The following is a 21,803-nucleotide window of genomic DNA, read 5'->3' on the forward strand; positions in this document are numbered from 1 at the left end:
CGCCTTAGAGTCGGGCCATCACCCCCCAGGAGGTCAGGCATGTCCAGCATTCCCTCCCTGCTCCGCGACCGGATCGCGGCCACCCCCGACGCCGAGGCGTACCGCGTGCCCTCGGACGACGGGTGGACCTCGTTGTCATGGCGTGAGGTGGGCGACCGGGTGCGCGGGCTGGCCCTCGGCCTGGCGCAGCTCGGCTCGGGCCCCGGCACCCGCGTGTCGATCCTCTGCTCGACCCGCCTCGAATGGATCCTGTGCGATCTCGCCGTGCTGGCGACCGGAGCGGCCACGACCACGATCTACCCGTCCAACACCGCGGCGGAGTCCGCGTTCATCATCAACGACTCCGGCAGCACGATCGTCGTCGCCGAGAACGACGACCAGGTCGCCAAGCTGAGGTCGGTGCAGAAGGAGCTCCCCGACGTCACGCACGTGATCGTCATCGACGGCGCGGCCGGTGACGACGGCTGGGTGATCCCGCTCGCCTCGGTCGCCGCGAGCGAGGGCGACTACGACGCCATGGTGGACGCCATCGCCCAGGACTCCCTGGCCACGCTCATCTACACCTCGGGCACCACCGGCCGCCCCAAGGGCGTCGAGCTGACCCACGACAACTGGCTCTACACCGCCGAGGCGGTCCGCGAGGTCGGCCTCATCTCCCCCAGCGACCTGCACTTCCTGTGGCTGCCGCTGTCGCACTCGTTCGGCAAGCTGCTGGAGGTGGTGATGATCGGGCAGGGCGTGCCGACCGCGATCGACGGCCGCCTCGACAAGATCGCCGAGAACCTCGGCGTGCTGCGGCCGACCGTGATGGCCGCCGCGCCGCGCATCTTCGAGAAGATCCACAACACGGTCGTGGCGAACATGCGCAACGACGGCGGGCTCAAGCTGCGCATCTTCGAGTGGGCGCGCAGGACCGGCATCAGGGTGAGCAGGGCCCGCCAGCGCGGCGTGCCGGTGCCGGTGACCACCCGCGCCGAGTACGCGCTCGCCGACCGGCTGGTCTTCGCCAAGCTGCGCGAGCGGTTCGGCGGCCGGATCCGCTTCTTCATCTCGGGCGCGGCCCCGCTGTCGCAGGACATCGCCGAGTTCTTCGACGCGGCCGGCCTGACCATCCTCGAGGGGTACGGGCTGACGGAGTCGTCGGCCGGCACCTTCCTCAACCGGCCGGAGTCGGTGAGGTTCGGCACGGTCGGGCTGCCGTTCCCCGGCACCGAGGTGCGCATCGCCGAGGACGGCGAGATCCTCATCAAGGGACGCGGCATCATGCGCGGCTACCACGGCCTGCCCGAGGAGACGGCCGAGGCGCTGGAGGACGGCTGGCTGCGCACCGGCGACATCGGCGAGGTGGACGAGGCCGGGCGGCTGCGCATCACGGACCGCAAGAAGGAGCTGATCAAGACCTCGGGCGGCAAGTACGTCGCCCCGACCTACCTGGAGGGCCGGATCAAGGCGGCCTGCCCGTACGTGTCGCACGTGTTCGTGCACGGCGACCGCCGCAACTACGTCACCTGCCTGGTCACCCTCGACATGGAGGTGGTCAAGCCGTGGGCCGAGGCGGAGTCGCTGCCTCTCGACCCCGAGGAGCTGCGCGAGCACCCGCGCGTGCGCGCCGAGGTCGAGAAGGCGATCGAGCAGGTCAACGCGGGCGAGGCCAGCTACGCCACGGTCAAGAAGTTCGCGATCCTGGCGAGCGACTTCACGGTGGAGACGGGTGAGCTGACCCCCAGCCTCAAGATCAAGCGCAGGGCCGTCGAGGAGCGCCACGGCGGCGTCCTCGACGCCTTCTACAGCTGACGCCTGAGCGCTGCCGGGCCCGGGAAGGGGCTCAGAGCACCCGCTTGGCGCCCGGCAGCGACCGCACCAGATAGGCCAGCCCCCAGCACAGCGGCAGCGCGAGCACCAGCATGATCGCGAACTTGACGATGGCGATCGCCTGGATCCAGCTCAGCGCGTGGCCGAGCCCGACCAGCACGAGCGGGTGCAGGATGTAGACGGTGAAGGCGTGCTGGGCGAGGAAGCGCCCGCGCGGCCCCTGGGTGCCGAACCGCTCCCTGAACAGCACGGTCAGCCCGATGATCATGCTGACGGCGAAGACCGACTCCCACAGCGCGGTCAGCGAGCTGGAGACGAGGCCGGTGGTCACGAGCGAGGCGGGCAGCACGGTCGCGCTCGCCCCGGCGGCCGTGAGCAGCCCGATCCGGCCGGCCCGCGCGGGCAGCGAGGCGAACCAGCCGCGCCGCCAGGCCACGCATCCGGCCGCGAACATGGCGATGTACTGCGGCAGGAAGCTGACCGACGGCAGCCCGAGCACGGGGATGTACGTGCCGGTCGGCACCGGGATCCGCCACAGGGCCGTCACGGCCGCGAGCGCGAGCGTGAACAGCACGACCTGCCGCGTGCGCAACGGCACGTCCGCGCGCTCCGGCGCCGGCCTGCGGGCCCGCCAGGCGGCGTAGACCAGCGCGAACACGATCAGCACCTCGGCGAACCACATCGGGCCCGGGTCCCAGGAGAACAGGTAGAACTGCCAGTACGGCATGCCGGGCAGGTCCGCCAGCGCGCCGAAGTTCACCATCGGGCGCAGCACCACGAGGAAGGCGAGCAGCGGGACGCCGAGCCTGATCAGCCGGTCGCGCACGAACGCGCGCCCGCCCTTGCGCGCGTGGGAGCCCGGCGTGAAGAAGCCGGAGATGAGGAAGAAGAAGCCCATGAAGAACGCCTGGTTGAAGACCACCAGCAGGTCCAGCAGGCTGCCTGAGGGGTCACGGGCCGGCTCCAGGTAGAACCAGACGGGGATGTTGCCGTACGTGAGGGCGACGTGGTGGGCGACCACCAGCACGGTCAGCACGACGCGCAGGTTGTCGACGGCGTGGAGCCTGGTGGTCCTGGTGGCGGGGGCGGCGGTCTCTGTCGTCATGCGCGGCAGGCCCTTTCGAAGAGGTCGGCGAGCTCGGTGGCGTGAGCGTCGAGGTCGTGGTCGGGGTGGGCGGCCCAGTAGGCGAACATGCTGTCGATGGCGGCCGAATGCGTGACGGCCATGACCCGGGTGTCAAAGCTCCTGAACTCGCCGCTCTCCTGGCCCATCCGGTAGAAGTACTCAAACGTCTGGTAGATCGGCTCGCTGGTGTGCACGCCGTAGCGGGGCTGGCCGTCGGCTCCCCTGAAGTTGTTGAAGATCTCTCCGAGGGCAGCGAGCTGGGTGCGGTGGCCGCGCATGTGCTCGGCCACGGCCAGCACGTACGTCCTGAGCAGCTCGCTCGCCGTGGTGCGGCCCTCCATCCTGGCCGCGACGTGCTCGGCGATGCGTCCGTAGGTCCGCTCGACCACCTCTTCCATCAGCTCGTCCTTGCCGGCGAAGTGGTAGGAGATCACTCCCTTGCTGATGCCGGCGTGCTTGGCGATCCGGGCGAGCGACGCCTGACCGTAGCCGGCCTCGGCGATCACCTCGATGGCCGAGGCCACGATCTGCGCCCGCCTGGCCTCCTCGATGAACGAGCGAGACTTCTGGCCGCCCGGCTCATTTTCTGACCGCATGGCCAAAATCTAACACACATGGCCAGAAAGCACGACGACCCCCCGCGTCCGCGGGGGGTCGTCCATCGGGGCGTCTAGGACTCGAGCCGGCTCGTGTAGACCGCCCTGGCCTGCTGCAACAGCGACATGTGGTCGCCGAACTGGTACGGGCTGGCCAGCCGCCCGTGCTGGCGGATGAGCTGCTCCAGCAGGTCGAGCCACTCCAGGCACCACAGCACGTCCTCGCGCCTGGCCACCGGCCGGCCGTCCACGTCCACGTAGACGGGGCTGGTCAGCGCGTAGCCGGTGGCGGTCAGCGTGCGCGGATGCGGCGCGCACAGGACCTCGGCCACCACGTACGTGGACGCGTCCAGCGTCAGCTCGGCCGTCACGGTCAGCGGCTCGTCGCCGCAGTCGCGGCCGTCGGGGGCCAGCCGCTCGGCCCCCGCGCACAGGCCGTCGGCGGTGCGGATGCGGATCGCCACCGCCTCGGGCCCGACGGTGGCGGCCGTGACGCTGATGCGGTCGCCCGCGGTGGCGTGGATGACGTGGCCGGGGCCGTGGCCGTTCACGCTCAGCTCCAGCCAGGGGCCGGTGGTGGCGAACGTGCGGCCCGCGCGTACGGCGGCGGCGAACGAGCGCGCCGTCAGCCCTCCCTCGACCTGCGCGTAGACGCGGGCCCAGCCGGGCGGGTTCGACTGGGTGTCGGAACGGGTGAAGGAGATCATCGCGTCGGTGCCCGCGGTGACGGCCAGCCGGTTGCCCGCGCCGATCAGCCGCCGGTAGACCGCCGCCGTGGCCGGGATGGAGGCGTGGGTGAGCACGTCGAGGCTGTCCACCAGCCCGAGCGCGGCGTCGGCGACCAGCTCGCGGGCGGCGCAGTTGCGCGGCACCGGCGAGACCACGCCCGTGGGCGGGTCGCCGTCGCCGATCGGGGTGCGGAAGGGATGGCTGTAGCCGACCAGCGCGCCGAGTCCGCGCAGCTCGCGCAGCCCGTCGGCGTTCGGCGGCCAGTCGGCGTCGCCGTCGAAGCCCGTGTGGTAGCGGCCTGGGGCCGAGCGCGGCGCGAAGGCGTAGACGTGGCCGAGCAGGTCGTTGCGGTATTCGACGCCCATCCTGGCCACGTGGGTGCCGTCGGACCAGGGCAGGTCGCGGCCGGTCCAGTGTTCGAGCGCCTCCCTGTCGTAGACCCGGCGGCCCGAGACGTTGCCCGCCAGCAGGTTGAGCACGTGGAGGTCCTCGCCGTGCTGGGCGGCGGCCGCGTCGGCGGGCACGGCCACCAGGTCGCCCGCCCAGTTGAGGTGGACGTGCAGGTCGCCGCCGTACCAGCCGCGGGCGGCGGCGTCGTACAGGCGGTCCGGGGTCAGCTCGACGAGCCGCTCGGCCCCGGGGTCGGGGGTGAGGGCGAGCTCGCGCTCGCCGTACTCCATGCCCCTGGCCGCCCGCACGGTCAGCGGCAGGCTGGGGACCTCGACGACGAGGTCGTCGCCGTGGAAGTAGGGGCGGCCGTGGTAGTCGTAGCGGTGCGGCACGCCGGAGGGGAACCAGCCGCTGCCGTCCCCGTCCACGACGCTCCACCGGCACGGCGTGCCCGCCGACAGCCGCAGCCTGGCCGCGGGCACGTGGCGTACGAGCGTGTCGAGCCTGACGCGCTCGCCGTCCACCAGGATCGTGCTGTCCTCGTCCACCTCCACCAGCCAGGCGCCGTGCGGCGCCAGCACCCGGCCGGCGCCGTCGACGGCGACCTGGCAGGGCTCCTCGCGCTTGGAGTCGAACAGCAGCGAGATCCGCTCGCCGCCGCGGCCGGGCAGCCCCGCCGTGCGCGCCTCCTGCCAGGGCGCGGCGGACCCGCCGTGCTCGGGCGCCTGCGCCTCACCCGGCTCCACCACGAACGGCACGTGGCCGCGCGCCTGCTCCTTCGTGCCGCCGCCCGCGCGGGAGGTCCGCGTGCCGACCAGCACCGTACGCGGCGCGCCCTCCAGCACCGCGCCGCCCTGCTTGATGCGGACGGCGACGAGGTGGCCGGGCAGCTCACCGTCGAGGGTGTCGCGCAGGACGCGGTCGTAGTCGGGCTCGGCGAGCCGGGCGGCGAGCCGGTCGTGCGGCTCGTCCGGGTGGTCGGCCGCGACGGCCTGGAGGACCAGGGACCAGAAGCGGTCGAAGAGCGCGGGCGGCAGGACCCTCCGCCGGGCGAAGAACTTCACGTAATGGATCTCCGGTTCTCCCCAGGTGATGCCGTGTCGGTCGAGGAGGCGGCCGTACTCCTCGAGCTCGTCGGTCACCCTTCCGGGCAGCATCGATTCCGCACCCATGTGCGCCTCCCCCACGTCGGTTGGGCGCCATCGTGGCATGGTTCACCGGGCGGTTTCGCCGGGCCGGAGCGGGGCGGAGGGGGAATCCTCATCCCCGGGAGAGGTATCTCCACCTGCGGGGTTCCGATGCTGCTCCGCCCGCCGGTTCAGGATCGGGTGAATGCGGACAGAATGCGTTCCGCCGCCAGCGCGGGCGTCAGCTCGCCCGCCAGCACCTCGCGCTCGACCTCCGCGCTGATCTCCGCCACCCGGGGGTCGGCGCGCAGCTCGGCCAGCAGCCGGTCCTTGACCAGGGTCCAGGTCCAGCCCACCTGCTGGCGGCGGCGCTTGGCGGCGAGGTCGAGGCCCTCCTGGTGGGCGAGCACCTTGGCCCAGACCTCGTCCAGCCCGTCGCCGGTCAAGGCGCTGCAGGTCAGGACCGGGGGCGGGGGCGCGTCGGAGCGCAGCATGCGCAGCGCGCCCGCCAGCTCGCGGGCGGCCTTGCGCGCGGGCAGCTCGTACTCGCCGTCGGCCTTGTTGACCGCGATGACGTCGGCGAGCTCCAGCACGCCCTTCTTGATGCCCTGGAGCTGGTCGCCGGTGCGGGCCAGGGTGAGCAGCAGGAACGTGTCCACCATGTCGGCCACCGCGGTCTCCGACTGCCCGACCCCCACGGTCTCCACCACGACGACGTCGAAGCCGGCCGCCTCCACCACCACCATGGCCTCCCTGGTGGCCTTCGTCACGCCGCCGAGCGTGCCCGAGGTGGGCGAGGGCCTGATGAAGGCGGCGGGGTCGGCCGCCAGGCGGGACATGCGGGTCTTGTCGCCGAGGATGCTGCCGCCCGTCCTGGTGGAGGACGGGTCCACGGCCAGGACGGCCACCTTGTGCCCCTGCCCGGTCAGGCGGGCGCCGAGGGCGTCGATGAACGTGGACTTGCCGACCCCCGGCACGCCCGAGACGCCGACCCTGCGGGCGTGCCCGGTGAGCGGGGTCAGCTCGACGAGCAGCCGTTGCGCGAGCGCGTTGTGGTCGGGTCTGGTCGACTCCACCAAAGTGATCGCGCGGGCGATCCAGGTGCGCGAACCGGCCCGTACGCCGCGGGCGTAGTCCTCCAGCGAATGCACCCTACTTACCCCTTTCTTCGCAGTTGATCAGCCTAACTTCTGACAAATCTTGACTTTTGCCAGTAGGGTGCTGGAGTTCTGATCTCAGCCGTCACAGGAGTCACTCCCCTCATGCCCAATGTCGAACCCCTCCGCGAGGGCGACCCGGCAGCGGTGGGACCCTACCGGCTGGTCGGGCGCCTCGGCGCGGGCGGCCACGGTGTCGTCTACCTCGGTCAGGCACGCAACGGGACCCCGGTCGCCGTCAAGGTGCTGCGCGAGGGGCTCACCGTGGACGACCGCGTGGACGACCGCCTGGCGGCGGCCATCGCCGCCGCGCGCACGGTCGAGCCGTTCTGCCTCGCGCGGGTGCTCGACGCCTCGACCAGCGGCAGGGCGTACATCGTGGCCGAGTACGTGGACGGGCCCTCGCTGCAGCAGGCCGGCCGGCGCGGCGGCGCGGAGCTGCAGCGGCTCGCCGTCGCCACCGCGACCGCGCTCGACGCCATCCACCAGGCCGGCGTCGTGCACGGCGACCTCACGCCGTCCAACGTGCTGCTCGGCCCCGACGGGGCCAAGGTCGTGGACTTCGGCATCGCCGCGGCGCTCGGCTCGGGCATGAAGGCCACCAGCAACATCGTGGGGACGCCCGCGTACATGGCGCCCGAGCAGCTCGCCGGGCGGCCCGTGGGGGCGGCGGCCGACGTGTTCTCGTGGGCGTCCGTCCTGGTGTTCGCGGCCACCGGCGTGCCGCCGTTCGGCGACGACGCGCTGCCCGCCGTGATCAACCGCATCCTGCGGGAGGAGCCGCAGCTCGGCGAGCTGGGCCGGCCGCTGCGCGACATCGTCGCCGCCTGCCTGGTCAAGGACCCCGGGGCGCGGCCGTCGATGCGTGACGTGCTGCTGGAGCTGACGGCGCCCTCGCGGCGCACCCTGGCCCCGCACGCGGCCCCCGACGCCTACGACACGCCGGACAGGCAGGGCGTGCCCCCGATGCCCCGCCGCCGCCCCGCCGAGGCGACGACCCGCGACTTCGGCCCCACCCAAGACCCCGCCTCCGGGGACCCCCACGCCCGCACCGGCGCGGCGCACGGCAGCGAGGCCCCTGGTGTCGCCGCAGGACACTCGCACGACGGCAGACCCTCATACGACGCGCACCTCCACGACTACGACGTGCGTCCCGGCGCCCGGCCGCACGATCCCCACGGCGACGGTCACCCCCGCGACGCGCACGGCGGGGCGCATCCGCACGACCCGCGCGGGCGGGCTCGTCCGCACGACGCTCACAGTGACGTGTGGGGTGACGTGTGGGGTGACGTGCGCGGTGACGTGCGCGGGCGCGACGAACACCAGCGGCCCGAGCAGGGCGAGCACGACGTCAGCGGGCAGAACGGGCAGACCGCCGCGTCGCTGCAGGCGCTGTTCGACATGTCGTCCACGGTGGAGCCGTCCTCCGGCGAGCGGGAACGGCACGGATCGGGCATGGCGCTGGGCGCCCCCGTCGCCTTCGACGCACCGCCCGCCTCGCGCACGGCCGACGGCCACACCTCGGCGGGCGGACCCGGCGGGACGGGAGCGAGCGGGTTCGGGTCCGGCGTCGCAGGCGCACGCTCCGGGTTCGAGGACCGGGCGGCGGGACTCGGCGCCGCGGAGGCCGGGCACGGCGGTTCGGCCAGCGGGCGCGGCGCTGCGGAGGCCGGGCACGGCGGTTCGGCCAGCGGGCGCGGCGCTGCGGAGGCCGGGCACGGCGCTGCGGCGGATGGGCACGGCGCTGCGGCGGATGGCTTCGGTGCCATCGCCGGTGGATTCGGCGGCGCCGGTGGATTCGGCAGCAGCGGTGGTGACGGCGGGATCGGCGGCGCCGAGGGCGGTGGGCAGGCTGCGGCCGGCGGGCAGGAGAGCGGGAAGGGCGCGGGTAAGGCGGGCAAGCCGTCGCGGCGGCGGCGGGTCAAGACCGTGGCCGTCGCGGGCGTCTCCGGCGTGTCCGTGTGCGCGCTGGCCGGCGCGATCGTCTGGCTCACCCCGACGGAGCCGACCCCCAAGACGGGAGAGGTGCCCGCGAGCAGCGGCACCCCCACCGCACCGGCGGCCACACCATCGGCCACCGCACCGGCCACCGCACCGGCCGACTCGTCCTCCGATCAGGCCAGGAGCCGGCGCCCCACCCCGCAGTCGGACGGCACCGCGACCACCGTCCCGGCCGACGACCGCACGACCAGCACCACCTCGGGCGCGAACCGGCTCCGCCTCGTCTACGTGCGCCCCGGCGGCACGAGGAGCGGCGACTGCTGGTCGGGCGGCCAGGTGACGCTCCAGGCCCTGGTACGGCGTAGCGGCACCGCGACGACCTTCACCTACGCCTGGCTCGTGGACGGCACGTCGATCGCCCGCTCCTCGGCGGTGATCTCGGCGAACGGCGAGCGCTACCTCGCCGCACCCCGCACCCTGCGCAGCACCGGCGGCGTCCACCGCGTCACCCTGCGCATCACCACCCCGGTCACCGTCGAACGCACGATCTCGGTCCCCATGTGCGAACAGGGCACCTACTGACCCTCCCGACCAACCCGGCACACACCTCCCGAGCGGCCCAGGCCCCGCACCCCTGCGGGCCCCGGGCCCTCACCTTCCGCGCCACCCGGTCCCGCACACCTCCGTGACGGCCGAGGCCCCGCAGCACCCCTGCGGGCCCCCGGGCCCTCGCCTTCCACGCCCCCAGCCCCGCACACCTCCTGAGACGCGCGGAGTGAGCGGATCCGTCGGCTTGCTCGGGTCCGGCCGGGGCCTAGTGGCGTTTGCTGAGTTGTTCGAGCAGGTCGAGGGCGGCGTCGGCGATCACCGTGCCCGGGGGGAAGATGGCGGCGGCGCCGGCGGCGCGGAGTTCGTCCTGGTCGCCGGGTGGGATGACGCCGCCGACGACGATCATGATGTCGGCGGCGTCGAGGGCGGCGAGGGCGTCGCGCAGCGCGGGGACGAGCGTGAGGTGCCCGCCGGCCAGCGTCGAGACGCCGACGATGTGCACGTCGGCCTCCACGGCCTGGCGAGCGACCTCCTCGGGCGTCTGGAACAGCGGGCCGACGTCGACGTCGAACCCCAGGTCGGCGAAGGCGGTGGCGATCACCTTCTGGCCCCGGTCGTGGCCGTCCTGCCCCATCTTGGCCACCAGGATGCGCGGCCTGCGCCCCTCCGTCGCGGCGAAGGCGTCGCAGGCGCGCCGGGCCCGCTCGATGTTGGCGGCCTGGCCTGACTCGTCGCGGTACACGCCAGTGATCGTACGCACCTGCTCGGCGTGCCGGCCGAAGACCTTCTCCAGGGCCTCGGAGATCTCCCCCACGGTGGCCTTGGCGCGGGCGGCGTCCACGGACAGCTTGAGCAGGTTGTGCTCCAGGCCGGGCGCGGGGTGCGAGGCGGCCTTGGTGAGGGCGTCGAGCGCGCGGCGTACGGCGTCGGGGTCGCGCTCGGCCCGCAACCGGGCCAGCTTGTCGAGCTGGCTGGCCCGTACGGCGCTGTTGTCGACCTTGAGCACCTCGATGTCGCGGTCACCCTCGGCCCGGTACTTGTTGACCCCGATCACCGGCTGCCTGCCGGAGTCGATGCGGGCCTGCGTACGCGCGGCGGCCTCCTCGATGCGCAGCTTCGGCAGCCCCGCTTCGATGGCCTTGGCCATGCCGCCGGCCGACTCGACCTCCTGGATGTGGTCCCAGGCGCGGGCGGCGAGGTCGTGGGTGAGGCGTTCGACGTAGTAGGAGCCGCCCCAGGGGTCGATGACGTGCGTGGTGCCGGACTCCTGCTGCAGCAGCAGCTGGGTGTTGCGGGCGATGCGCGCGGAGAAGTCGCTGGGCAGGGCGAGCGCCTCGTCGAGCGCGTTGGTGTGCAGCGACTGGGTGTGGCCCTGGGTGGCGGCCATGGCCTCGACGCAGGTGCGGGCGACGTTGTTGAAGACGTCCTGTGCGGTGAGCGACCAGCCGGAGGTCTGGCTGTGCGTACGCAGGCTGAGCGACTTGGGGTTCTTCGCGCCGAACCCGGACACGAGCTTGGCCCACAGCAGCCGGGCGGCGCGCAGCTTGGCGACCTCCATGAAGAAGTTCATGCCGATGCACCAGAAGAACGACAGCCGGGGCGCGAACCGGTCGATGCCGAGCCCTGTGGCGGTGCCGGCGCGCAGATATTCGACGCCGTCGGCGAGCGTGTATGCCAGCTCCAGATCCAGCGTGGCTCCGGCCTCCTGGATGTGATAGCCAGAAATGCTGATGGAGTTGAATTTCGGCATCTTCTCACTCGTATAAGCGAAAATATCCGAAATAATGCGCATTGACGGAGCTGGCGGATAAATGTAGGTGTTGCGGACCATGAACTCCTTGAGGATGTCGTTCTGAATGGTCCCCGCGAGCTGCTCGGGCGCGACGCCCTGCTCCTCCGCCGCCACGATGTAGAGGGCCAGGACGGGCAGCACCGCGCCGTTCATCGTCATGGACACCGACATGCGGTCGAGCGGGATGCCCTCGAACAGCTGCCGCATGTCGTAGATCGAGTCGATCGCCACCCCCGCCATGCCGACGTCGCCCGCGACGCGCGGGTGGTCGGAGTCGTAGCCCCGGTGCGTGGCCAGGTCGAACGCCACCGACAGGCCCTTCTGCCCGGCCGCCAGGTTGCGCCGGTAGAAGGCGTTGGAGTCCTCGGCGGTGGAGAAGCCGGCGTACTGGCGGATCGTCCAGGGCTGGTTGACGTACATGGTGGGGTAAGGGCCGCGCAGGTAGGGCGGCGCGCCGGGATACGTCCGCAGGAAGTCCAGCCCGTCCAGGTCGGCGGCGGTGTAGAGGGGCTTGACCGCGATGCCCTCGGGCGTCTCCCACACCTCGCCCTCCGGCTGCGGGCCCGCCGGCCCGTCCGCGGGCAGGGGTTCGAGCGGGATGCCGGAGAAGTCCGGGATCATCGGGTCACCTCCAGGTCGTCGAACGTCTCGCGGAGCACGGCGGGCACGTCGCACCCGGCGTAGAGGTTCGCGTCGATCCCCTCATGACGTCCCTTCCCCGCCAGCCACACCTTCTTCGCACCGGCCTCGCGCAGGGCGGCGGCGACGGAGGCGGCGTGCTGCTCGTAGAGCTGGTCGGTGGAGCACAGGCAGGCCACGGTGGTGCCGCTGGCGGCGAACGCGGCGGCGATCCGCCCGGGGTCGGTGCCCGGCCCGGCCGTCTCGACCGCCAGCCCGCCGGACTGGAAGAGGTTCGCGGCGAACGTGGCCCGCGCGCTGTGCGCGGCCAGGGGGCCGATCGTGGCCAGGAACACCTTGGGCCGCTCGGGCTGCGCGTCGGCCAGGTCGCGCAGCCGCTCGTACGGCTCGGCGTACCGGATCCTGGGCGGCTCCGCCCGCTCGTCCGTGCGGTCGGGAGCCCGCCGGAGCGGTTTCTCGGCAGGGTCGGGGAACTCGCTCACCCCGGTGATGGGGAAGCGGCGGTGCGCGATGTCGTCGTCGCGGCGAGCGCGGGTGGCGGCGATGCGGGCGGCGATCAGCGGCCCCGCCGCCAGGATGCCGCCGGCCGCCTCGATCTCCTGGAAGAAGGCCCAGGCGGCGGAGGCGAGGTCGGCGGTGCGGCGCTCGACGTACCAGGAGCCGCCGGCCGGGTCGATGACGCGCCCCAGCCCCGACTCCTCCAGCAGCAGCGACTGGGTGTTGCGGGCGATGCGGCGGGAGAAGTCGTCGGGCAGCCCGAGGCAGGCGTCGAACGGCTGCACGGTCACCGCCGCCGCTCCGCCGACCCCGGCGCCGAAGCAGGCCAGGGTGGTGCGCAGCATGTTGACCCACGGGTCGCGGGCGGTCATCATCGCGGAGCCGGTGACGGCGTGCTGCCGCTGCCCGCCCGCGTCCGGGGCGCCGCAGACCTCGGCGACTCTGGCCCACAGGCGGCGCGCGGCGCGCAGCTTGGCGATGGTGGCGAACTGGTCGGCGGTGGCGGCGTACCGGAACTCGAGCTGCCCGAGCGCCTGCCCGGCGCTCAGCCCGGCCTCGGTGAGCGCGCGCAGCTCGGCGACGCCGGCCGCGATCGAGCAGGCCAGTTCCTCGGCGTCGCTGCCGCCCGCGTCGTGGTACGGCGTGGCGTCCACGGTGACGGCCCGCAGCCCCGGATGCCGCTCGGCGCAGCGCAGCGCCAGCTCGGCCCCGCCGGTGCCGTACGCCGCCGACGCGCCGAGGTTGCCCGACGGCTCGACGCCGCGTTCCGCGGCCAGCGCGAGCAGGGCCTCGGCGGCCTCGGGGGTCTGCTCCCCCGCTTCCAGGACGACGGGCGCGAGGTCGAGGTAGACGTTCTCCAGCACCCTGCCGAGCGCGCCCACCGGGATGGCGTCGTCGCCGACGACCAGCCAGAGCGAGGTGACGCCGTTCTCCAGATCGGCGAGCACGGCCTCGGGGTCGGCGACGGCGTGCCGCTGGCGTACGTCCCAGCCGCCGGTGACCCGCGCGCCGCGCACGTAGGGGGCGGCGCCCGGGGAGCCGGGGTCGCCGGGCAGGTCATCGGCGTCGTAGAGCGGGGCGATCGTGAGCCCGTCGTACGTCGTCCTGGACAGCGCCTCCTCAGGCGCGGACGTCTCGGCTCCCGACTTGCGCAGCACCTCCGCCGCCAGCGCCCGCCAGTCGTCCCGTGAGGTGGGCGCGAACCCCGCTGCCAGTTCCATGGTTCGGATAGTAGGCGGAACCACCCGAACCCAGTAACCCCGGGCCTAAGCCTCCCAAGTCAGACGCCAGGTGATCGGGCCCACGATGCCGTCGTCGCTGACGTTCTGCTGACGCTGGAAGCTCCGGCACACCTCGCGCGACTCCGGCCCGTACGCGCCGTCCACCGCGAGCTCCCAGCCGCGCCGCCGCATCTGCGTCTGCCAGGTGCGGACGTCCTGGCCCCGCGTGACGGGCGGGTAGCTGAGCAGCCTCCCGGGGAACGGCGGTGCGGTCGGCCCGCCTCCCCCGCCGTCGTCGCCGCCACCCGCCGGGCGCGGCGCGCCGCGTCTGACCCAGGCGTAGAGGGGCTCGCCGGGGCAGTCGGTGGCGTAGCCGTCGCGGTGACCCTTGATCTCCTTGCCCGCGCTGCCGTTCTTCCTGACGAACTCGATGGCGTCGACGACGGCGTGCAGGATGCCGTCGGGCGGTCTGACCAGGCCCGAGTTGCCGACCAGGCCGAGCACGGCGTAGTGGCCGGCGTTCAGGCCCGGGCCGTTGGCGGCGGGCAGGTGGTGCAGGCCCCTGCCCTCGAACACCTTGCGGTGCGGGCAGGCGACGTAGCTGTAGCCGATGTCGATCCAGCCGTTGCCGTCCATGTGGTGGGCCTGGATCGAGCGCACCAGCGCCGCGCAGCGCCCGTGGTCGCCGACGATCGCCTCATCGACCCTGCCGCCGGTGTAGTGAACCTTGACTCCTTTGGTGGAGTCGAGCTGTGTGTAGTCGCCGCGCGGGGCGCGGGCGTTCCAGTCGCGCCGTAACACCAGGTCGATGGCCACCATGAGCTCCGAGAGTCGCTGTCGTGACGACTGAGCGTAACCCGGAGGACGCGGAACGGTCCCGGGATCGGCGATTTCGGTTACGGTCTGATCACCCGCCGGTCGGTCACGATGGCGGTGATGAGGTCGTGGGGCGTCACGTCGAAGGCCGGGTTGAGCGCCTGGGTGCCTTCGGGGGCGATGCGCACGCCGCGTACGGAGACGATCTCGTCGGCGCCGCGGTCCTCGATCTCGATCTTGTCGCCCGACGGGGTGTCCTCGTCGATCGTGGACTCCGGCGCGACCACGATGAACGGCACCCCGGCGCGTTCCGCCCCGAGAGCGAGCGCGTACGAGCCGATCTTGTTGGCCGTGTCGCCGTTGGCGGCGATGCGGTCGGCGCCGATGAGCACCGCGTCGACGTCGGCCCGCGCCAGCAGGTAGGGGCCCGCGGAGTCGGCGATGAGCCGGTGCGGCGCGCCCATCCTGCCGAGCTCCCACGTCGTGAGCCTGGCACCCTGCAGCAGCGGCCTCGTCTCCAGCACCAGCACCTCGGCCAGCCGGCCGCGCTCGTGCAGCGTCTGGACGACACTGAGCGCGGTGCCGCGCTCGACGGCGGCCAGCCCGCCGGTGTTGCACACGGTCATGATGCGCAACCGGTCGCCTTCGAGCAGGGCGGCGCCGCGCGCGCCCATGGACCGGCTCGCGGCGAGGTCGTCGTCGCGTACGCGCAGGGCGGCGGCCAGCACCGCCGCACGGCCCTCGTCGAGGTGGGCGGCGGCCTGGTCGACGCCCCAAGCGAGGTTGACGGCGGTCGGCCTGGCGGCCCGCAGCGCGGCGATCTGGTCGGGGTCGCCGTCGGCCAGCACGACGCCGAGCGCCCCCGCCACGCCGAGCGCGGGCGCGCCGCGCACCGCCAGCCGCCTGATGGCGTCGATGAGCTCGGCGACCGTGTGGATGCGCAGCATCACGCACTTGTCGGGCAGCAGGGTCTGGTCGATGATCTCGACGGCGTCGCCGACCCAGTCGATGGTCCTCACGACAGAACGCTAACCCAATCTCCCACCAGCCATCAGCGCCGGGCTCATCAACGTTCGGCGAGGACGATGACCGAGTCGCTCGTGCCGAGCACGATCGGCCGCGTCTTGTCCGGGTTCAGGACGATGCCGTAGTGCGGCGGATCGTTCCTGCCCAGGTTGTCGCGGTAGCCGATGGCCGTCTCTCCCCTGAGCCGCGCCGACTCCACGACGGTGGAGAACGACACCTCCACGCCCGTCTTGACGTAGTCGGAGGCCGGACGGGGGTAGATCTCCGAGCCGCGCGAGTCGAAGAGGTAGCCGAAGACGTCCGCGAGGTGCCGGTTCTCGGCCAGCTGGGCCAGCAGCAGGCCGATGACGGTGTCGCTGATCACGATGTCGTCGGCCTCGGTGACCTCGGCGAGCGCGCGGTTGTTCTCGTCGTGCATCTCGCTGACGATCGAGTAGTGCTCGCCCAGCGTCTTCTGCATGTCGCGCAGCTGCAGCAGCGTCATGAGCGTGCGGGTGTCGGCGTGGTGCGGGTCGAAGCGGTCGTCGGACAGCACGATGACGTGCTGGAACAGGCCGACGCCGAGCGACTCCAGGGCGAACCTGTCGGTGGTGTCGCAGTCCTTGACGTTGACGGTGAGGTTGCGCAGGCCGGTGAGGTTCGTCCCGGCCGAGGGGTGGTCGGTGGCGACCTCCAGCACCGACCCCGCGGCGACGTAGCCGTCGAGGTAGCGGATGATCTGCTCGGCGCGGCCGTTCCAGTTGAGCAGCAGCGTGCGCTCCGGCTGGGTGGGCGCCTTCTCCGCCGTGACGATCGCCGCCTCCTCCAGCGCGGGCCGGCCGGCCGCGAGGCGGACGTGCGAGTCGTCGTCGGCGATGATGATGACCTGGTCGCCGTCGTCGATGACGGTGTCGAGCGGCGGGTTCAGCACGATGCCCGACGGGCGGCGCAGGCCGATCACGGACGCGGTCTCGTACCCGTGCAGCGCGTCCCCGTACGTGACGCCGAGCAGCTTCTTCGGGGTGCGCAGGTAGATCTCGCCACCGTCGAAGTTCAGCAGGTCCATGCAGACCACGGACATGCCGGACTGGCGGGAGGACTGCACGATCAGCCGCGAGGCGGTGTCGTCGGAGTCGACCAGGTGCACGTCCTCGCCGCCGGCCAGGCGGGCGGCGGCGAGGTTGCGGCTGGAGGTGAGGGCGGCCACCACCGGCGGGCGCACGCCCTCGCGCTTGGCCAGCGCGAGCAGGATCTTGATGACGTGGGCGTCGGGGTCGTCGCGAGCGGGCGACAGCACGACGACGGAGCGGGCGGTCGAGAGGTTCATCAGCGCGAGGTCGCGCGGCTCGGTCGGCCGTCCCGTACGGCACACCACACGGGTGCCGCCGAGGTCGCCCAGCCGCTCGCGGATCTCCTCCTCCATCTCGAGTTTGTCACGTTCCGCCATGATCGCGATGACGGAGTGCTTCTGGCTGGCCTGCGCCTTGACCAGCTCGGAGATGATCGTGAACACCTGGTCCGACCAGCCGAGGATGACCGTGTGCCCGCGCTCCACGATCCGCGAGCGCCCCCTGCGCAGCCGGTCCACCTTCTGCTTGAGGCCGTTGGACAGCAGACCGACCAGCATGCTGACGATGAACAAGCCGCCGAGCGACATCGCGAACATGATCGCGACGTACGTGATGGACCCCTCGTCGCTGGCGACCTTGCCCGGGCTCAGGGCGTGCATGAGGGAGATCCACAGCAGCTCGCCGGCGTGGTCGACACCCTCGGGCTCGTTGGGCGCCAGCCACAGCGTCAGTCCCGTCACGACCGCCATCAGCGCGACCGACACGATGGCCAGCCACCCGATGAGCGACGCCGTGCCCTTCGACATGGTGTTGTCGAACCAGTACCGAGCCCGTTCGCGGAACGTGACTTTCGACACTTCCCCCATACCTCCGCTTAAGGACTGATTAACCCGACGTCACAAGGTACCGGGCATACACCCCTCTCGCATGGCGAAGCGGTCACAGTTTCCCCGGCGCCACCGGGCTTGGCGCGCCCGGCCCCCTCGTCACCACCCGGCCAGGTACGCTCAAGGAGAACCACTGTCCCCAGCCAGAAAACTCTTCGACATCCGGCCCCTGAGACGGAGATCATCAACGGTATGTCTGTGATTAGGGAGGTGCCGTTCCCCAGCCCGGACTCCTCTGAGCTCCCGATGAACATCTGGATCGACGACGCCGACTCCGCCATCGACGTGATCGACGCTCTGGCACTGTCGCCCTTCGCGACGGGCGTGCAGCCGTGGTCCCGCCTGGCCAACCTGGAGCGCGTACGCCCTGACGCCCCGCTCGCCCCCGCCGGCGGCCGGGTGCTGCGCACCGCCCGGGTCGAGGACGGCTCCGAGTCTCGGCTGATCTGCGGTGACGGCTGGACCCTGCGCGTCGTACGCCACCGCAACCGCACGGCGACGGTCAGCGTCACCGCGGTCGACGAAGACCTGGCCAAGAGCGTGCTCGCGGAGAGCATCGAAGGCGCGGAAGAGGCCGTCCCCGACGTCGACCACGTGGAGATGGGCTTCTGGTGGCGCGGCATGCACGGCGGCACCCGCTCGGAGAAGCCGATCACCGCGCAGCCCTGGGACGAGATCGGCACCAACTACTCGGCGAAGGTCCGCCCGGCGCTCGACCGGCTCATGGCGGTCACCCCGGAAGACGTCAACGGCCGCCTCATCCTGCTGCACGGCCAGCCCGGCACCGGCAAGACCACGCTGCTGCGCACGCTCGCCAAGCAGTGGCGCGACTGGTGCCAGGTCGACTGCGTGCTCGACCCCGAGCGGCTGTTCAACGAGCCCGGCTACCTCATGGAGGTCGCCGTCGGCTACGACACCGACGAGGAGTCCCAGCGCTGGCGGCTGCTCGTGCTGGAGGACTGCGACGAGCTGATCAGCTCCGGCGCCAAGGCCCAGGCGGGTCAGGGGCTGTCCCGGCTGCTCAACCTCACCGACGGGCTGCTCGGGCAGGGCCGCGACGTGCTCGTCGCCATCACCACCAACGAAGACCTCACCCGTCTCCACCCCGCCGTCGTCCGCCCCGGCCGCTGCCTGGCGCAGCTCGAGGTGGGGCCGCTGAGCAAGGAGGAGGCGGTGGCGTGGCTGGGCACGCAGGAGGGCGTCGGCCCGTCCGGCGCCACCCTGGCCCAGCTCTACGCGCTCCGCTCCGGCCGCGAGATCACCCCGACCCCGGGCGACGAGTCGACCGGCCTCTACCTCTGACGTCGGGCCCCGGGGGCGCCTTGACAGACGCCCCCGGATCGCCCTTCAGGTGAGGTAGGTGTGCAGGCGGCGGGCCTCACGGACGAAGTTGTTCGAGGCCTTGCGCTGGGCGATCTCGGCCACGCACGGCACCGCGCCGCGCGCGCCCGCCCATCGGGCCGCCCGTAACGCGAACACGAGGCCCTGCGTGTGCCGGGTGTGCGACCGCTCGCCCGGCGCGGGCAGGAAGCCCGGCAGGAACGCGGTCACGATCCGCCACACCTCCCGCTGCGCGCCGAACGCGGCCGCCGCCTCCAAGGTCTCGAACGCCGGGCCGGGCTTGAGCTCCGTACGCTGGATCAGCAGCGCGAGCCGCCGTCCCACGCGCTCGGCGTCCAGCTCGCCGCGCGCGGCCAGCTCCACGACCGGCCGCGCCCGCTCCTCCGCCGTCCCGCGTGCCCGATCCGCGACCAGGTACGCCACCACGAGCGCGAGCGCCTCCCCGGGCGGCCCACCCGCCGCCGCCAGGGCCTGCGCCTGCGCCGTCTCCATGCGCACCCGCCGCCACCGCTCCATGAGATGCGGCACGCAGTGGGCCGCCACCGCCTCACGGTCGGACGGCATCAGATGGGGCCACCACCCCAGATACCCGCCGTGATCGCGCAACCGATGCGCCACGGACCCGCTGAACAGCCCGTCCACGAACTCCAGCCCAGTGGGCCCGGCCGGCCGCAGCCGCGCGCTCAGCTCGTGCGCCCGGTCCAGCACCGGCCCGGTGTCAGCCGCACAACAAGCCCAGCCCTCCTGCCAAGGGCCGGACTCGCCGGCAGCCGCCTCACCGCTTCGCTCACCACCATCGCCGGCTGGAAAGCCGCCACCGCCGGAGTGGCCCGCATCCCCGCCGACCGGGCTGCCGGGCGGGAGGACGTGCACGCCGGGCGCCGGCGGGGCGGGCGGGAGGATGTTCGTGCCAGGCACTGGTGTGGCGGTGTCCGGGCCGCCGAGCACCCGGCATGACCAGATCAGCTCGGCGATCGGTTCCGGCCGCTCGCCGTTCATCCAGCGGGCGGCGACGCGGCCCGCCTCCGAGGCGAGCCGGGCCGCCTGGGCCGCCGCGTGCGGCGGGATGTCGCGGGGCAGCCGCAACAGGGCCTGTTGCAGGTCGGCGGGCAGGGCCTCGACGCCTGCCCGCTCGTAGCCGGACAGGCGTTCCACCAGCATCTCGGGGTCCAGGAGTCCGGAGCCCTCGGTGGGTTCGGCGAGCAGGTAGGGCGGCAGTGTGCCCGCGGCGAGCGCGTCGTGGACCTCGGCCCAGCGTCGCAGCAGGAACAGGTGCGGCCCTGGCACGTCCCCGAGCCCCGGCAGCCGCTCGTCCCCGACCGGTGACGAGCCATCCGCGGCCGACGGGACGACGGTCCCGGTCACGAGGCGGGCGATCGCCTGAGCCCAGTGGCCGATGTCCAGCCAGGGGCCCGGGGGCGGAGGCCGGTGTTCCGTGAGGCGGGTGGTGAGGGCCTCGCGGGCGTGTCCGTACAGGTGGACCACGCCCGCGAGCCAGCGTTCCGCACCCTGCCAGTCGTCCCGCGGGCACGGACCCAGCTCGTACGCCGCCCGCACCGGCGCGGGGAACGCGCCGGCCTCGACGGGTGCGGGCAAGGACACCGGGGTGAAGCCGTCGAGATCGCCGGGCCCGTCCGCCGCGTCCGGGCCGAAGACGGCCGCCAGCGTCTCGGCCAGCTCCTGCGGCAGCACCGCCATCGCCTCCCTGATCGCCCGAGCCCCCTCGGCGGTGAACCGCTTGGCGTGCTTGACCGCCACCCGCACGGCCCGCCCCTGCACGTCGGTGGACTCCGAGCCGAACGCGCAGCCCAGCGCGGGCGCCAGCGCGTCGAGCCCGGCGGCGGGGTCACCGGCGGCGGCCTCGTCGAGCCAGGTGACGCCGGCCGTCTGCAGCTTGCGTTCGGGCCTGAGCAGCAAGGCCCGCACCGCCTCGGTCACGTCGCCGGCCTCCAGGTCGCCGAGCCGCCGTACGTGCCTGAGCACCGGCTCGGCCACCGCGCCGGGCGCGGCAGGCAGCAACCCCAGGTAGGCGCGGCGACGCCGGCTCACCTCGTCGTCCGTGGGCTGGAGCAGCTCATGGAGGCGTACGAAGAAGCGCAGGTCGGCGGGCTGCCCGCCACGCAGGAACCGCCGCAGGCACCCGTCGAGCAGCAGGTCGCGCCCGATCCGCCCGTCGCCCGCCAGCTCGTGCAGCGCGGCCAGCCACGACCGGGGCCTGGGCGGGTCGGCGCGTTCGTCGCGCAGCAGCGCCCCGACCCCCTCGGCGTCGAACATCCGGGGCACGAGGTGGTCGAGCAGCGGGTCGGCGCGCAGCCCCGCGGCGTCGGGCGTGCAGGCGGCCCACGCGACGACGAGCGGGTCGTGCTCGGGCGGGGTCACCCCGGTGTGGCGCAGCAGGGCCAGCACCGTACGGACCCCCTGCCCAGGACCGCCGCGCCGGCGCGGCCCTGGAGCGAGCTTGAGCGCGGCCAGGGTGGCGAACTCGGCCCGCCACTCCGCCGTGCGCCCGGCCAGCCCTGGCCCGAGCATCCAGAGCAGCACGGCGTCACCCGGCTCCTCCGCCCGGCCGCGACTCCGTACTTCTCCGGCGAAGCGCCCGTACCTTTGTGAACGGCTCGTGACGGCGGCCTGGTGGGCGACGTGCGAGCCGCGATCCCATGGGACCTGCGCGCCGTCAAATGGGCCGTCATACGCGCCGTCAAACGGGCCGTCGTACCGGCCATGCCCGGAAGGAGCGTGACGGCCGTGCCCCAAGGAGGCTCGCGGCGTGGGGTCGGAGGGGGTGTAAGGGCTGTGCGCGCCTCGTGGGCCGGGCCGCCACGGGGCGCGGGGGTCGAGGCGGTGGAGGAGGTCGGCGGCCGTCTCGGGGTCGGCGGTGGCGACGGCGGCCGCCACCGCGTCCCATGACGTGGCGAGCGGCTCCTCCCCGACGTTCACGGCGCCGCCTCCCCCGCGGCCCGGGCGCCGGGTAAGGCCGTGCCACCGGCGGGCGTGCGGCCGGGCATGCCGGCCGGCGGGCAGGGCACGGGGTGCGAGTGTGCCTGGAAAGGGAAAGTCATGCCCCAGACCATAGGGTTGATCACCGACACATTCGCCCCGGTACGTAAA

13 protein-coding genes are annotated in these 21,803 nt (G+C 73.0%); 3 read left to right on the forward strand and 10 right to left on the reverse strand.

Translation table 11 applies throughout. From position 1 onward, the window contains the following. The first annotated feature begins 39 nt into the window (after nucleotides 1-39). Nucleotides 40-1,794, forward strand: coding sequence for an AMP-dependent synthetase/ligase (locus tag ACFFR3_RS13430; RefSeq protein ID WP_379483207.1), 1,755 nt, complete (start codon nucleotides 40-42; stop codon nucleotides 1,792-1,794). 31 nt (nucleotides 1,795-1,825) lie between these two features. On the opposite strand, the gene ACFFR3_RS13435 is transcribed toward ACFFR3_RS13430, so the two are convergent. From ACFFR3_RS13435 to meaB, 4 genes are all read right to left on the reverse strand, one after another. Beyond that, on the reverse strand, nucleotides 1,826-2,917 hold the full coding sequence (locus ACFFR3_RS13435; RefSeq protein WP_379483208.1) for an acyltransferase family protein: 1,092 nt from the start codon (nucleotides 2,915-2,917) through the stop codon (nucleotides 1,826-1,828). After that, nucleotides 2,914-3,534 carry a TetR/AcrR family transcriptional regulator gene (locus ACFFR3_RS13440; RefSeq protein ID WP_364366483.1) on the reverse strand — a complete coding sequence of 207 codons (621 nt, stop codon included), beginning with the start codon at nucleotides 3,532-3,534 and terminating at the stop codon, nucleotides 2,914-2,916. The genes ACFFR3_RS13435 and ACFFR3_RS13440 overlap by 4 nt, the downstream gene beginning before the upstream one ends. 74 nt (nucleotides 3,535-3,608) lie before the next feature. Then, complete coding sequence (locus ACFFR3_RS13445; RefSeq protein WP_379483209.1) at nucleotides 3,609-5,825, reverse strand: CehA/McbA family metallohydrolase; 2,217 nt, start codon at nucleotides 5,823-5,825, stop codon at nucleotides 3,609-3,611. 146 nt (nucleotides 5,826-5,971) lie between these two features. Beyond that, complete coding sequence (gene meaB / locus ACFFR3_RS13450) at nucleotides 5,972-6,931, reverse strand: methylmalonyl Co-A mutase-associated GTPase MeaB (RefSeq protein ID WP_379483210.1); 960 nt, start codon at nucleotides 6,929-6,931, stop codon at nucleotides 5,972-5,974. A 111-nt stretch (nucleotides 6,932-7,042) separates the two neighbouring features. On the opposite strand from meaB, the gene ACFFR3_RS13455 reads away from it, so the two are divergent. After that, the gene (locus ACFFR3_RS13455; protein ID WP_379483211.1) at nucleotides 7,043-9,460 is read left to right on the forward strand and encodes a serine/threonine-protein kinase; all 2,418 of its coding nucleotides are present in this window, start codon (nucleotides 7,043-7,045) and stop codon (nucleotides 9,458-9,460) included. Between the two features lie 232 nt (nucleotides 9,461-9,692). Here the strand turns inward: ACFFR3_RS13455 and scpA are convergent, their stop codons facing one another. The 5 genes from scpA to ACFFR3_RS13480 form a co-directional block, all read right to left on the reverse strand. Continuing rightward, nucleotides 9,693-11,840, reverse strand: coding sequence for a methylmalonyl-CoA mutase (gene scpA, locus ACFFR3_RS13460; protein ID WP_364366472.1), 2,148 nt, complete (start codon nucleotides 11,838-11,840; stop codon nucleotides 9,693-9,695). After that, complete coding sequence (locus ACFFR3_RS13465; protein ID WP_345401921.1) at nucleotides 11,837-13,576, reverse strand: methylmalonyl-CoA mutase family protein; 1,740 nt, start codon at nucleotides 13,574-13,576, stop codon at nucleotides 11,837-11,839. The genes scpA and ACFFR3_RS13465 overlap by 4 nt, the downstream gene beginning before the upstream one ends. A 45-nt stretch (nucleotides 13,577-13,621) precedes the next feature. Then, nucleotides 13,622-14,395 (reverse strand): peptidoglycan recognition protein family protein, encoded by a 774-nt coding sequence (locus ACFFR3_RS13470; RefSeq protein ID WP_364366468.1) that lies wholly within the window; start codon nucleotides 14,393-14,395, stop codon nucleotides 13,622-13,624. Between the two features lie 77 nt (nucleotides 14,396-14,472). Further along, complete coding sequence (gene mtnA, locus ACFFR3_RS13475) at nucleotides 14,473-15,411, reverse strand: S-methyl-5-thioribose-1-phosphate isomerase (protein WP_364366465.1); 939 nt, start codon at nucleotides 15,409-15,411, stop codon at nucleotides 14,473-14,475. A gap of 47 nt (nucleotides 15,412-15,458) precedes the next feature. Beyond that, nucleotides 15,459-17,324 (reverse strand): CASTOR/POLLUX-related putative ion channel, encoded by a 1,866-nt coding sequence (locus ACFFR3_RS13480; protein ID WP_345401918.1) that lies wholly within the window; start codon nucleotides 17,322-17,324, stop codon nucleotides 15,459-15,461. 222 nt (nucleotides 17,325-17,546) lie between these two features. Between ACFFR3_RS13480 and ACFFR3_RS13485 the strand changes: the two genes are divergently transcribed. After that, nucleotides 17,547-18,656 (forward strand): DUF5925 domain-containing protein, encoded by a 1,110-nt coding sequence (locus ACFFR3_RS13485; RefSeq protein ID WP_364366460.1) that lies wholly within the window; start codon nucleotides 17,547-17,549, stop codon nucleotides 18,654-18,656. 45 nt (nucleotides 18,657-18,701) lie between these two features. Here ACFFR3_RS13485 and ACFFR3_RS13490 read toward each other — a convergent pair whose 3' ends face one another. After that, nucleotides 18,702-21,632 carry a DUF7824 domain-containing protein gene (locus ACFFR3_RS13490; protein WP_379483212.1) on the reverse strand — a complete coding sequence of 977 codons (2,931 nt, stop codon included), beginning with the start codon at nucleotides 21,630-21,632 and terminating at the stop codon, nucleotides 18,702-18,704. Between the last annotated feature and the right edge of the window lie 171 nt (nucleotides 21,633-21,803).

Source organism: Nonomuraea salmonea, from assembly GCF_042428605.1.
Classification (GTDB): Bacteria; Actinomycetota; Actinomycetes; order Streptosporangiales; family Streptosporangiaceae; genus Nonomuraea; species Nonomuraea salmonea.